This is a genomic window from Pseudoalteromonas fuliginea (genome assembly GCF_000690055.1).
GTDB lineage: Bacteria > Pseudomonadota > Gammaproteobacteria > Enterobacterales > Alteromonadaceae > Pseudoalteromonas > Pseudoalteromonas fuliginea.
In genome coordinates this window covers 1-13,393 of sequence record NZ_JJNZ01000046.1, presented here as the reverse complement: position 1 = coordinate 13,393, position 13,393 = coordinate 1, and the positions used below count along the sequence as shown (strand labels likewise).

Sequence of the window (13,393 nt, the reverse complement as noted above, 5' to 3'; positions counted from 1 at the left end):
CTACGATTCCTTATTGCTTTGTATTGTGAGCTTTTCTAGCGCAATTGTTAGTGCCAGAATAATATATAAAGGCCAAGTAAATGCTTGTGTTAGGAATGTACCAGCAACCATAAACCCAATAATGCCAGCCTTTAATGCATTAGCATTAACAACAACTTGGTGGTTGTAGTTAAGTTTATTAATGCAATAAACTCTCGAAAGACTTCGGTAAATACTGGCAATTAAAACCAGAAATATACATATTCCAACAAAACCTGTTTCACCTAAAACCTGAAACCAGGTGCTATGTACTGCATGATTCTTGCCATCCCAATGAGGACTGTAAAAGTAATAATTTACAAAAAAGTTATCTACACCAACGCCTGTTAAGGGGTTCGACAGCGCCATATTAATTGCTGCTTGCCACGCGTATATTCGACCCATTGCAGATTCATCAACCCCATCTTCTGCAGCTCCACCGCTTTGCCTGTCGCTTATACCAGCAAAAACCATCATAGCTAACATCGCAACACCTGCACACATTGCAACAACGACAGGATTTTTTACTTTTTGATATAAAAAGAAGCTTAAGATAGCCGCAATTCCGAGTACCCCACCGCGACTTTGCGTAGCAATAACACCAGAAATAGTAAAAATTAAACCGATTCCTGCAAATATTCGACGGTATTTATTAACTTGTGAATTGAATAACTCAGCGGCTAAAAAAGAAACGGGAAACATTAACACTAAAGATAAATCGTTTGGATCACCCAGTTGTGAGCGATACTCACGAGAAATAGTCACCCGAGTACCTTCAATTAGACCAATGCCATTAATTTTGTTGTTTAAAGCAACCAATGCAACAGCAACACCAGAGATCATGATCCCCATGCGAACAAAACTAAAATGAGAGAACCGTGTTAGCCACCAGCTGATAGCAAACACCATAATAAATACCTTAACCAGTACCCCTATCCAATACTCTATTGCCAACCCTTTGTTTGTTGCACTAAACACACACACCGTAAGCCAAGCAAACCAAATAACAAAAATCAGATGTGTTGAGCTCCAATGTGGCTTTAAGGTTTTTGAAATAAACAAATGCCATGTAATTCCTAACAGCGAGGCGAGCGCCAACATTTTAGGTATTTTGAGGGGCATTAAAAAAACAAAGGCTTCGTGTAATCTAAAATAACTAAATAGAATAAAAAAAATAATAAATACAGTACTTATCTTAACCGCTAAGTATCCTGCAAATGGCAGCAGTAATAATGCAAATGCAGCAATAGGACCAAATAAAATATACAGCACAAGCGTTAGCGCTGTAATAAGCAACCCATTTATAATTAAACAATGCTTTTTATACCAATTAATCATGCACTCTGCCCTTCAATATGTGATGAATGACATTGCTAATTATTTGATTATATTTATGACAAAGGATCATTAAAAAGCAGATAAATGTGATGAGTTGGCAGATTACATATTGTGGAAAGTCAAAAGCACTCATCATATAAATGACTAAAAAACATCCCCAGCTCGGCACAAGGTTTTTTACACTAAACGATAAATATTCAAGCTTTTGACTTATAACAAAAAAAAGTATTGCTTTTAATAACTGGGCTGCCATTAAAGCAATAACAGCACCCAGTACAGCTAATTCAGACACCAAAAAGAAAAGCAGTATCAGTGCTGTTAAAGCACTAATAACATTCACTACAGTGACAAAAAAACCGTTGAATTTGGTATAACAACCAATATTTAATAAATCACTGTGGTGTCTTAGTACCACAATCACAATTAAACTCGGTAACAGCCATATATTTAATTGATAGCTATCGGGTAAGACTACGGCTAAAAGATGAGGCGCCACTATCGTCATAGACGCACAAAGTAATATGCCAATATCCAAACTAAGTTCGCATAAAAATACATAACGAGTACGATCTTGTGCTAACTCATTAAAACGACGAGAAAACCACCACATTCTAATCGGTTCAAAAGTAAACGACGCCATTAATGCAAACTGCACTGCAACGTAGTATTGAGCTAGTTTTTCTTTACCTACACTTGCTACAATAAACCAGTTTTCAGCACCGTTATTTGCGTATACAAACAATGAAGAGATAATAATGCTTAATAAGAACAGACTATTTTTATAGCTAATATTCCAAGGAATATATTTAAAGCCAATGCTAATCTGCTGAAAAACAACTGATAATGCTATAAATAATACACAAGCACTCGATACAACACCCGACACCATCACACCGGTTACCCCATAGCCTAAATAAAGCAATACAAGCGTACACACAGTTTGAACAATGCCCTGTAGTATAGCTAAAATACAAAACTGCTTAGCCATCTCGTAGTATCTAAAGTAACAAAATAAAATTGAAAGCAGCGATGATAGTGCTAAATTAACAGCCAACAGTTTTATATCTATCAAAGTTAATGAAACAGGCAGTAACGCGCTAAACGGCTCTACAAAGTAAACACATACACACACAAAGATACTGCTGAAAAAACCACATAAAATAAATGCATCTCTAAATAATGCTCGCTTTTTTTGAGGGTTGTTTATTTGTTGCTTAAAAAGTAATTCCGGTAAGCCTAAACATAAAAGTAACGACATAACCGCTGATATTGACACTAAAAAAGTTAGCTCACCAAACTCAGTTTGACTCAAAATACGTGTAGAAATAGGTAATAAAGCAAACCCCAGCACTTTAAGTGATAAGGTAGATAAACCAAAATATGCAATTTGCTTAATTCCATTCATAGTTTCACCTACACAGTTTGAATCCAGTTAGATAGCTTTTTAGCTTGCGAATTTGCATCAAACTTTTTAGTCACTAATTTTTTAGCATTTAGTCCTTTTTCGTATCTTTCATACGGGCTAAGATCACAAAATTCAGTTAAAATTCTTTCGAGACCGCCAATACTAGAAGGCTCACATTTAAACCCAACGGAGTCATTAACAATTTCTTTTGCTCCCATCAGTTCTGTCGTTATTACAGGAATGCCACTGGCCATCGCCTCTTTTAAAACCACAGGACCGGTATCGCGGTCACCATTACTAGACACACAAAAAGGAGCCACTAAGGCAGAGTAATCACTGGTGTTTTTTGCTAGCCATGTGGGGCTTTTTGCACCTAAAAACTTAACTTCAGTAACAATATTAAGTTCTTCACATAAATAAATTAGATCATTTAATAAAGGCCCTTCCCCTACAATATCTAGCGAAATAGAGTATTTTTTATTTAACTTTTTTATTGCTGGTAATAGAAATTGCAGACCTTTTTTTTCAACTAATCGCCCTACAAATAAGAGTTTTACTGACTCATTTAGACGACTTGGTTTGGCGTTAAACATACTTAAATCGATACCACAGTGCAGTAATTGAACCTTACCTGCGCTGTAATTATTTAGCTTTATCTGCATGTCTTTACATACCGCAACTGAGAAATCACACAGTGATAATTTAAGTTTTAAATCAGAATCGTTCACGTAAACATCGTGACCGTGCCCTATTGAGGACACGCTAACACCTGCAATTTTGCTGGCAACTATTGAATATGTGAGCGGGGCATGCATGAAATGGCAATGGATATGAGAGATTTTACGAGAATGAATTATCTCAGCAATATTCAGTCCATAACCCATTAGCGATACAAGAGAGATAGCGCTAAATTTACTGGCCAATATGCTACTTTTAAGTGCCATAACAGGGTGTTGTAATGCAAAACTAATAGCAGACTGAGTCGATTTTTTTATAACAATAATACGAACGCTATTATCTAAATTGATGCACTCATTCAAGTTTTCGAACGTCAGCACACTTACTTTATGTCCTGCTTTAACTAAAGCATTGATTTCAGTAACGACAAACGTTTCTGATGGAATGTGAAAGCTGGGGACAACAATACCAATATGTTTCATTTTAAAAACTCCAGATAAACTTAATGTTACTTCGCAAGAACTATGCCCTGCAAAAAACGGCTTAAATGAGCATTAAAAAATCAATATGCGAAGATAAATCGCAATATGCAAACCATTAAACAAAAAATCGCCCCGAAGCGTATTAAAATCGTTGGCGCTTATCTTGCGTAGTCTAACTACCTGAGAAAATGAAGGTTACTTAATATGAGCATTGAAGTAAGCGTTATTATTCCTAATTACAACTGTAAGCCCTATTTAGCAAAGGCAATATCAAGCATTGTTAGACAAGAGAATATTAGCTACGAAATACTCGTCGTCGATGATGGTTCAACTGACGGCAGTGTCGAATGGTTAGAAAATCTTCAAAAAACACTGCCTGAAATTAGAGTCATTGCACAACCAAATACAGGGGTTGTAAAAGCGAGAAACAGAGCAATATCTGAGGCTAAAGGCGATTACATTGCCTTTTTAGACGCCGATGATTACTGGACAGACGACAAGTTATCCAATCAAATTAACTATATGAAACAAAATAGTGACTGTGTTTTAAGTTTTACTAATTACATGCATGTAAATGAAAAATATGAACCAATTATTGATTGTTTCTCTTATTGGCCGGAGTTCTCAAAATTTATAGATAAAAATAGCACAGGGTATCAAAACCTTAAATCACCTATGGACTTACTCCTATTTGCTAATGTGATAGGCACGTCTTCTGTGGTGGTAAAAAAATCAGCTATCAGCTTCGTTGGAAAATTTGATACTTCACTCAATAGCGCAAGTGATTGGGATTGTTGGTTAAAATTAGCTCGAATTGGTGATGTTGCATTTTCACTTCAAACATCAATGGGCTATTTAATGAGGGCAGGCTCAATCACAGCAAATAGAAAAAATAGACTTAATGCAATGAAAGTAATCATTTCTCGATGCAAAAACGATACTGGATTTGATACAAAGCTTAAAGCTAAAGCGAGAATGTTAGAGTGTTATGGTGAGTACTACAGGGAAATCGGGCTTAAATTTAAAGCCTTACGTATTACAGCGGCTGCTTTTATGTTATTTCCTCACAAACGAAATTTTCAGCACCTATTACATGATATAAAACAGACGATTAAGCTATCGTGAGCAATTTTTATATACCAAAGCCCATTAAATAGCTTACGCAAACCGACTTTTAAAGGCTCAGCATAAAATCCTGAGCCTTTAAGGTTAATCAATAATTAAATCATAACTAAGCATTCTATGATCACTGCCTTTAAAGTCACTCACTGTTAATCTTTGCAAATTAATGCCTTCACTCATTATACAATGATCTATGGCTAAGCCTGTAAAAATAGATCGCCCACGTTCAAAAGGCATAAAGCTCACATACCGCTCACTTTCTCCGTAACACGTTTTACTATCATCCCAATTAAAGTATTGAGACCAAGGGACAATATTTAAGTCACCAGCGATTACCCAAACGCCCTTTTCATTATGTGCTGCCGTGTTTAGTGCTGCTAATAACGTATTTCTATTTTGCCAATGTTGTCTTGACCGTGGGGAAGGAGGATGAGCTACAAAAACCGTGACAATGCGATCTATAAATAAAAACTTCAATTTAATGTAACCTAATCTATCAGCATCCAATTTAACTTGATGCTTATACACCATAGGTATTCGTGATAAAACAACTATGCCATAGGGAATTCCTTCTATCTCTTCATAGCCAAACATATCAGTTGTACTTAAAAATTGGTTCAGTAAATTACGATTTTTGTCGCTGAATTCTTGTAAAATCAACACATCCCATTTTTTTTGCAACAACGTTGCTAAATGAGTTTCTATATATTTATTACTATAGTTTAAGTTTATTTGCTTAACAGATAATACCGGCCCACTGTAGGATGTTGAGCTAGATAGATTAAATAACACAGGGGTAACCCCTACAATACACACAAGTAGTAATGCGGCTCCTAATTTAAATAGTTTGAGGGTAATTAATAGCAGCGCACACACTAACGCAGCTGACAATAATTGTAAGCGCAGAGACACAAACACATCTGCATAAAAATGCTCTAAAGGATTATACGCAAGTGCAATAAATAACAATGCGGCTAACAAAAGAATAATCCGCAAAAAAAATCGTTGCGGATTATTAATACCTAAGGCTCTAAACATAAATTTTTGACCCCGTGAGTGAAAACTTTCAAAGGTTATCGCATTATAAATAACTGTTGTTTTTCGCCTGAATTATATTTCCATGAATATAATAGTGGCTGAGTAGAGCTATCGTAAAACCAAATTTCGGCTATTAACTCAATATCTTCGCGACTCAGTGTAAGCTGTTTTTCAAGCATACTATTGGCCAATGGCCCTCTATAAACGCAGTTATTATAATCTGCCCGCTGTGCTGATATTTTCTTTTGGCACACATTTAAATACGCTCTAACCTCTCCCAGTCCAAGATCAACATCAAGATTAAGTGAGTATTTAGTGGAAAGGTTAAATTGTTCATCAATTTGTAAAGCTGCTATTCCTGCAGGTTCATTTGAACTTTCCAAAGGTAGAGATACCGCTGCTTCAGGAGCTTTTGATTCTTCTGAACCCGAGCCGCCACATGCAATTAAACCTAGTGATAACATTGAAATTATAATAGCGTTATTCATTATTGATCCCCTTTTACAACATTATTAATACTGTAATCATTAAACCATTTTGTTTTTTGCGCACCCGATGACTCTGCAAATTCGGCAAAGCTGCCATAGGCATCAGTTATATCAACACCCTCAAGTGGATGGAGCCATTGCATACCAACTTCCATTGCCCAAGGTAAGCCACTTTCACTAAGGAAATACAAACCTTTACTCTGATCGCTCACATCATCAGAGCCAACATAGTTATAAAATGAGGAGTCAAACGCTTCAGTCGGCGTTTGATTTTTGATATGCACTTCCCAGCTTCTGGATTCTTTTCCTACCAAAAAGTCTCCGTGATAAAAACCATCTGTTGCAAAAATAAAGGGGTCAAGAAGTGTACCTGGAGAGGCTGTGATTGCTTTTGGTAATTTTAATGGAATGGTCATGCTAAATGTGACTTTAACGTTATCATCACAGTTATTTTCTGTTCTAAAGTATTCGCAACCGGACTGTTTAGAAACATACTCCCACGTATCTTGCATAAAAATTAGAATAGCTTCATCGCGGTTTTCTTCTAAATAACGGCCATTTTGCAATTGCCCATCAATAACCAAAGAAATAGCACTCTCATCAACTTCATTTCTTAAAATTGAGAGTGGATTACCATTTACCGTTTCCTTTAGCCTCACAGCAAAGCCATTATGATAGGTCGCACCAATACCTATAAGTTGACCATCTATTTTGTAGCCAACTACACTGCTGCCTTCTATTAGCTGAGTCGTTCTGTAATTAAGTACGACATCATTAAAATCGTAATCACCTGCAAACGGCCATTTGTCTTCGTAAGCAAGCGTTACCCAATCACTCTCACCTGGATACACAGCACTGGCAAATGTAGTTACTTCGTAATCTTCAACTTCGCCGCCAAGTACTCCCCCTGTTGCGGTGATAAGCGAGGCTTCGGTACCATCAGTTACTCTAAATCGAGCCCATGTTTGTCCTGACTTTGTATTACTAGGAACACTGACAAGAATACTGTTATCACCCTCATTAAGCTGAAGTTTGGTGACCGTTCGTTCATCTTCACTAAATGCTCCGTTTTGATCCCAATCAAACCATGCATATAAAAAGCTAGTCGCTGATGCCCTAACTATGATTTGGCTATCTTGACCTGCAGATATAGCAGTTACAAAACTAACCCCATCATCCGATCCATCAATCGGAAAATTAACTAAATCAGCTTCTGTATTTATATTTTCGCCATCAACAGAATCTCCTAGATAAATTAACTCACTGCCAGTGCTATTAGGATCAAACAGATGCCTAGCGCCACTTTTTTCAAGACTCGTGTTATACGGTGCTGGTGCATCACCAAAATCAATTGAGCTATCGGTGACTTTAACTTCAGCTATGGCACAACGTGCCCCATCGTTTTGGCTTGATTTAGGGCCTGATGTAAATACGTTAGCAACCGGCGTATAGTCAACAACTGGGCTAATGCTTAAATCAACCTTATGAATTTTACCGCTTTTGTTATTACTGAAATAAAATTGCCCATTAATATCAAAGTATGCAGCTCCAAAAGCCCCTGTATCATCACCAATGTCTACTTGAGTAATAAATCGAGCGGTATTAGCTGCTATGTCTATTTCATGCAAGTCACCATTAGATTCTACAGCGTATAATAAATTACTCTTTGGGTGAAAAGCGAAATCAAATATACCTAGCTTCCATGTATCTGAATCAGGTAGAAGTGTGGCTGTAATAGAGGCATCTAAATCACCATCTAGGTTGATAGAATAAAGACCAAAATTTGGAGTATAAACATAATATGAAGCGCTCTGAGTTCCTTCATCTTCAATGACTTGGATATCACCAACGTAAAAATTTGTTGCAGGAAGACCAACAACATCTAAGCGTTTCATTTCAAAATCATCACCAATTTGCACAACACTACTTGGTAATTGCTTACTAAACCCGTATAAATATTGATCTTTATAATTAAAGCCTATTGCGTTAACACTTTCATTATTAGCCTCATTTGCAAACGTCAGCTCTGTCGTTAAAACGGTAGGTTTAGCAGACACTAAATCTATTCCATACAGTTGTGCTTTTGAGTTTTGCATTAAAAAAGCCTGACTTGGACATTCATCAAATGGCTGACTTAAAACAGCACACGGAACTAGTGATAAAAGTGCTGTGGATAATTGGGTTAATTTCATAATTAGTTGCCCTTATTTATTAAGTAAATAAATCAGTGCAGACTTCATTCCAAAATTTAGTACATTGAATTCTTTATAAAAAAATAAAATAGAGCGATTTCTATGCATGTTGCAACTCTATTAATTTGCATTATGCGAATTAATACCGTGTTTATAAAATAGATATGACGGAAAAAGTTCTAAGCATAAGAGGTGTTAAAATCATTAGTATCGCAAATAAACCAGCTAGCTTATGAACTCTATAAATACCAAGATCTTAACTTTTCATCTCACCATAGATGCTTTTTAAAATTAAAATGCCCTTAGGTAATCTATCTTCCTTGTTTGTCAGCGCTTTATCTGTAAGCTTTATTAGGTGTGCGAGAATCACTGTTATTTAAATAAAATATTCCCTTATACTTTGGGAAACTAACTCATTAGGTTATTTACATGTTTGATCACGTAAAAAGAGATTGGCTCTCTAATGTTCGTGGCGATGTGCTTGCTGGTATTGTTGTGGCGCTTGCCCTAATACCTGAAGCGATTGCCTTTTCTATTATTGCCGGTGTTGATCCAAAAGTAGGTTTATACGCCTCATTTTGTATCGCCGTTATTATTGCCTTTGTAGGCGGACGTCCTGGCATGATATCGGCGGCCACCGGTGCAATGGCACTGTTAATGGTGACGCTAGTTAAAGATCATGGTTTGGAATACTTACTGGTTGCTACCTTACTCACTGGTGTACTACAAATATTTGCAGGCTTTTTAAAGCTCGGTGAATTAATGCGCTTTGTATCGCGATCTGTTGTAACAGGGTTTGTAAACGCGCTGGCGATTTTAATATTTATGGCGCAGTTACCTGAGCTGACTAATGTTACTTGGCATGTTTATGCGATGACCGCAGCGGGCTTAGGTATTATTTACTTATTCCCATATATTCCAACTATTGGCAAAATACTTCCCTCTCCTTTAGTGTGTATTGTTGTTATTACACTGGTTTCAATATTTTTGGGTCTTGATATAAGAACCGTTGGCGACATGGGCGAACTACCAGACACTCTACCTATATTCTTATGGCCCGATGTACCGCTAACACTCGAAACACTGCAAATTGTTTTACCGTATTCAATTGGTCTTGCTGTTGTGGGCTTACTTGAGTCAATGATGACCGCCACTATTGTTGATGACTTAACTGATACAACGAGCGATCGTAATAAAGAATGTAAAGGCCAAGGTATTGCTAATATTGGCGCAGGCTTATTCGGTGGTATGGCGGGTTGCGCTATGATTGGGCAATCAATTATTAACGTTAAATCGGGGGGGCGCGGCAGGCTTTCTACCTTTATTGCAGGCACATTTTTAATCATAATGGTGGTGTTTTTAGATGAGTGGCTGCGTTTAATTCCTATGGCAGCCCTAGTTGCCGTAATGATTATGGTATCGATTGGTACATTCTCTTGGACCTCTGTTAAGGATTTAAAAAAGAACCCGCTTTCATCAAACGTAGTGATGATTTCCACCGTTATTGTGGTTGTTGCCACGCATAACCTAGCCATTGGCGTTTTAGTTGGTGTGTTGTTAGCTACGTTGTTTTTTGCCAATAAAATTGGTCGCTTTATGGTGGTTAAAACCAAGCATGATGAAAGCAACGATAAAATAACCTATGAAGTCGTTGGCCAAGTATTTTTTGCCTCAGCTGAGCAATTTATTGCATCGTTCGATTTTAAAAATGCAGTTTCTAACGTCGTAATTGATTTAACCCATGCACATTTTTGGGATATAACTGGTGTATCGTCACTCGACAAGGTGGTCATTAAATTTAGGCGTGAAGGCGCAACGGTTAATATTATTGGTATGAATAGCGCAACCGAAACTGTAATTGATAAATTTGGTGTGCATAACAACCCTGAAGAAGTCGAAAAACTACTTGGCGGACATTAAGGAGAATGCAATGACTAAAATAATTACCTATGTAGATGGCTCAGCCATTACTAAAAATGTAACCGACGCTGCTATTTGGGCTTCAAAAAAGCTAAATAAACCAATTAGCTTTGTGCATACAATTGAAAAAACGCAGCAAACTAATATCGGCGACTACTCTGGCAGCATTGGGCTTGGTGCGCATTCGACACTTCTTGATGAAATGACTAAGCTTGACGAACAACGCTGCAAAGTAAGTTTAAAAATGGCTGACGAATTATTAAACTCAGTAAGTGAGCATGCTAAATCGGCAGGTATTACTAATTTTGAATTAATTAAGCGCCACGGTGATTTGCTCGATACCGTTATAGACTTAAAAGACGACACACGCCTTATTGTTATTGGCCAAAATGGTGCTGGACATAGTAATAGCTTTGCGGTACTGGGCTCACATATAGAAACCTTAGTGCGCAATGCAACACAACCTATTTTGCTTATTCCAGAAACATTTAAACAACCTAAATCATTTATGATTGCGTACGACGGCCGCGAAACAGCCGACAAAGCGCTACAACAAGTGATTGATGGCGGCTTGTTACATGGTTTGCATTGCCATTTAGTGAGTATTAAAAATAACGAAAAAGACCTTGAAGAAAAATTTGTTAATGCACAGCACAAGCTTATCAGTATGGACTTTGAAGTGTCGGCAAGCTTTTTAGAGGGCAATATTTTTGACTCGTTAATGCAATATAAAGAGCAAAATAATGTAGAACTAATTGTAATGGGTGCATTTGGGCACTCTAAACTAAGGCAGTTTTTTGTGGGCAGTAACACCATTAAAATGCTCGAAAACAGCGATGTGCCTGTGGTTATTTTAAAGTAAGTAGCTATTTTAAATAAGTTTAAAATCAATCTTAAAAGCCTAAAATCACTTAACTGATTTTAGGCTTTTGTTTTTGGCCTAGCTTCAAACTTTTCAAATAAAAACTGAATAAACGACGTGACCTTTTGAGCCACAAACTTTCTATGCGGATAAATAGCAAATAAGCCAAACTCAAAGGTTTTATAGCCTTGCATAACCTGCACAAGCTTGCCCGATGCAATATCGTCTCTCACCACTATTTCAGGGATTAAGCCAATACCGCCACCCGCTACAACCACCTCTTTTACTGCTTGCGGATTATTAACCGAAACACGCGAGTTTACGTTTGCCGTTAATGCCTCACCAGTAGGTGAAACAAGTGGCCAATGGCGACCTATTTTAAAGTTACTATCAATCACTGTGGCGTGTTGTTCAAGCTCATCAACACTCGCTGGTGCGCCAAAGCGGTTTATATAATCTGCCGACGCACATAAAATTAAAGGGTAACTGGTAATTTGCCTCGCGATTAAATTAGAGTCAGACACACTGCCAATTCTAATTGCTAAATCAACCCCCTCTTCTAGCAAATCAATTGTTTTGTCTGAAAGCACTAAATCAATACTTAAATCAGGATAACGGCTCAGTAATTCAGGCATTAACGGCGCAAGGTTTGATTCACCAAACGACACCGGCGCACTCACCCTAAGTTTGCCGCTAGCAAGCGCTGTTTGACCCGATAAGTTATCGAGCATTTCACTGTAGCTTTCAATTACAGGTACTACGCTTGTGTAATAACTTTGCCCCGCTTCGGTAATCGAAATTCTGCGCGTGGAGCGGTTAAATAATCTAACCCCTAAGTCTTGCTCTACAATGCCCACGTATTTACTAACCAGCGCCTTTGAAAGCCCTAGTCTGTCGCCTGCGGCTGTAAAAGAGCCTGTTTCAACAACCGCTATGATTGTTTTAATGCCAATAATAGTATCCATGATTGTCAATATAGCATTGACATTAATTCCTTACTAGCTCGGTTTTTCAAAACGGATAATAGTGAAAGAATAGCGTTATTAAAAATCACTATTTAAAATTAAAAACAGGACAACCCATGAGCAATCTAACGCTATACCGTTTTACTTTATCTGGTCATTCACATCGTGCAGAGTTATTTACATCGCTTTTAAAGCTTGATGTAAATATGGTTGATGTTGCATTGCAAAACGGCGCACAAAAGCACGCTGACTTTCTAAAAATGAATATTTTTGGGCAAGTACCGGTACTAAAACATAACGACGACATTATTAACGATTCAAACGCTATTTTACTGTACTTGGCACAAAAGTTTGATGCTAACAGAACCTGGTACCCTGAAGATGTAACTGTTCAAGCGCACATTCAGCGCTGGTTGAGCGTTGCTGCAGGGCTTGTGGCGTCAGGTCCGTGTGCAGCGCGTTTAGTTACGGTATTTGGCGCAGAGCTTGATCATCAAAACGCGATAAACATTGCCCACACATTATTTAAAACAATGGATGCATACTTACAAAATCGCGAGTACTTAGTAGGCACTCAGCCAACTATTGCCGACATTGCCAACTTTTCGTACATAGCACACGCACCAGAGGGTGGCGTATCACTTGAACAATACCCAAATATTTTAAGATGGTTAAACAATGTACGTAAACTTGATGGTTTTATAGCAATGCCTGAAACAAAAGCGGGTTTACTCGCTTAGTTTTAAGTTTTTAATACTATTTTTTAAGAGGCTATTAAGCCTAATGCCGATCAGTTAAGAAAATGATCGGTTGACCGATCCAAACGATCATGCAAAATCCGTAATAGGAAACTAACTACGGATTTTTTTGTGAATATAGAACAAG

11 protein-coding genes are annotated in these 13,393 nt (G+C 37.5%); 4 read left to right on the top strand and 7 right to left on the bottom strand.

Annotated features, from left to right (window positions below; translation table 11 throughout):
- From DC53_RS07295 to DC53_RS07305, 3 genes are read right to left on the bottom strand one after another with little or no spacing between them, the layout of a single operon-like run.
- On the bottom strand, window positions 1–1,356 hold the full coding sequence (locus DC53_RS07295) for an O-antigen ligase family protein (RefSeq protein WP_033030598.1): 1,356 nt from the start codon (window positions 1,354–1,356) through the stop codon (window positions 1–3).
- Window positions 1,349–2,761 carry a lipopolysaccharide biosynthesis protein gene (locus tag DC53_RS07300; protein ID WP_033030596.1) on the bottom strand — a complete coding sequence of 471 codons (1,413 nt, stop codon included), beginning with the start codon at window positions 2,759–2,761 and terminating at the stop codon, window positions 1,349–1,351. The genes DC53_RS07295 and DC53_RS07300 overlap by 8 nt, the downstream gene beginning before the upstream one ends.
- A gap of 8 nt (window positions 2,762–2,769) precedes the next feature.
- Entirely contained in the window at window positions 2,770–3,921 is a 1,152-nt protein-coding gene (locus DC53_RS07305) for a glycosyltransferase (RefSeq protein ID WP_033030595.1), read from the bottom strand.
- Between the two features lie 204 nt (window positions 3,922–4,125).
- Between DC53_RS07305 and DC53_RS07310 the strand changes: the two genes are divergently transcribed.
- Window positions 4,126–5,046 carry a glycosyltransferase family 2 protein gene (locus tag DC53_RS07310; RefSeq protein WP_033030594.1) on the top strand — a complete coding sequence of 307 codons (921 nt, stop codon included), beginning with the start codon at window positions 4,126–4,128 and terminating at the stop codon, window positions 5,044–5,046.
- A gap of 84 nt (window positions 5,047–5,130) precedes the next feature.
- Here DC53_RS07310 and DC53_RS07315 read toward each other — a convergent pair whose 3' ends face one another.
- From DC53_RS07315 to DC53_RS07325, 3 genes are read right to left on the bottom strand one after another with little or no spacing between them, the layout of a single operon-like run.
- The gene (locus DC53_RS07315) at window positions 5,131–6,081 is read right to left on the bottom strand and encodes an endonuclease/exonuclease/phosphatase family protein (RefSeq protein WP_033030593.1); all 951 of its coding nucleotides are present in this window, start codon (window positions 6,079–6,081) and stop codon (window positions 5,131–5,133) included.
- Window positions 6,082–6,116: 35 nt separating this feature from the next.
- Window positions 6,117–6,569 carry a hypothetical protein gene (locus DC53_RS07320; protein ID WP_033030592.1) on the bottom strand — a complete coding sequence of 151 codons (453 nt, stop codon included), beginning with the start codon at window positions 6,567–6,569 and terminating at the stop codon, window positions 6,117–6,119.
- On the bottom strand, window positions 6,569–8,761 hold the full coding sequence (locus DC53_RS07325; protein ID WP_033030586.1) for an LruC domain-containing protein: 2,193 nt from the start codon (window positions 8,759–8,761) through the stop codon (window positions 6,569–6,571). Before DC53_RS07325 ends, DC53_RS07320 begins: the two co-directional genes overlap by 1 nt.
- Before the next feature lie 429 nt (window positions 8,762–9,190).
- Here DC53_RS07325 and DC53_RS07330 point away from each other — a divergent pair, with 429 nt between their 5' ends.
- Window positions 9,191–10,681 carry a SulP family inorganic anion transporter gene (locus DC53_RS07330; RefSeq protein ID WP_033030584.1) on the top strand — a complete coding sequence of 497 codons (1,491 nt, stop codon included), beginning with the start codon at window positions 9,191–9,193 and terminating at the stop codon, window positions 10,679–10,681.
- A 10-nt stretch (window positions 10,682–10,691) separates the two neighbouring features.
- On the top strand, window positions 10,692–11,543 hold the full coding sequence (locus tag DC53_RS07335; protein WP_008135486.1) for a universal stress protein: 852 nt from the start codon (window positions 10,692–10,694) through the stop codon (window positions 11,541–11,543).
- A 59-nt stretch (window positions 11,544–11,602) separates the two neighbouring features.
- Here the strand turns inward: DC53_RS07335 and DC53_RS07340 are convergent, their stop codons facing one another.
- Window positions 11,603–12,508 (bottom strand): LysR family transcriptional regulator, encoded by a 906-nt coding sequence (locus DC53_RS07340; protein WP_033030582.1) that lies wholly within the window; start codon window positions 12,506–12,508, stop codon window positions 11,603–11,605.
- Between the two features lie 116 nt (window positions 12,509–12,624).
- Between DC53_RS07340 and DC53_RS07345 the strand changes: the two genes are divergently transcribed.
- A complete protein-coding gene (locus tag DC53_RS07345) occupies window positions 12,625–13,248 on the top strand; it encodes a glutathione S-transferase (RefSeq protein ID WP_033030580.1) in 624 nt (207 codons plus the stop codon).
- Window positions 13,249–13,393: the final 145 nt, after the last annotated feature.

Excerpts from the sequence above, each read along its gene's own strand:
- DC53_RS07315 (WP_033030593.1), bottom strand. The coding sequence starts at position 6,081 with ATGTTTAGAGCCTTAGGTATTAATAATCCGCAACGATTTTTTTTGCGG.
- DC53_RS07335 (WP_008135486.1), top strand. The coding sequence starts at position 10,692 with ATGACTAAAATAATTACCTATGTAGATGGCTCAGCCATTACTAAAAAT.
- DC53_RS07310 (WP_033030594.1), top strand. The coding sequence starts at position 4,126 with ATGAGCATTGAAGTAAGCGTTATTATTCCTAATTACAACTGTAAGCCC.
- DC53_RS07320 (WP_033030592.1), bottom strand. The coding sequence starts at position 6,569 with ATGAATAACGCTATTATAATTTCAATGTTATCACTAGGTTTAATTGCA.
- DC53_RS07305 (WP_033030595.1), bottom strand. The coding sequence starts at position 3,921 with ATGAAACATATTGGTATTGTTGTCCCCAGCTTTCACATTCCATCAGAA.
- DC53_RS07330 (WP_033030584.1), top strand. The coding sequence starts at position 9,191 with ATGTTTGATCACGTAAAAAGAGATTGGCTCTCTAATGTTCGTGGCGAT.
- DC53_RS07340 (WP_033030582.1), bottom strand. The coding sequence starts at position 12,508 with ATGGATACTATTATTGGCATTAAAACAATCATAGCGGTTGTTGAAACA.
- DC53_RS07295 (WP_033030598.1), bottom strand. The coding sequence starts at position 1,356 with ATGATTAATTGGTATAAAAAGCATTGTTTAATTATAAATGGGTTGCTT.
- DC53_RS07300 (WP_033030596.1), bottom strand. The coding sequence starts at position 2,761 with ATGAATGGAATTAAGCAAATTGCATATTTTGGTTTATCTACCTTATCA.
- DC53_RS07325 (WP_033030586.1), bottom strand. The coding sequence starts at position 8,761 with ATGAAATTAACCCAATTATCCACAGCACTTTTATCACTAGTTCCGTGT.
- DC53_RS07345 (WP_033030580.1), top strand. The coding sequence starts at position 12,625 with ATGAGCAATCTAACGCTATACCGTTTTACTTTATCTGGTCATTCACAT.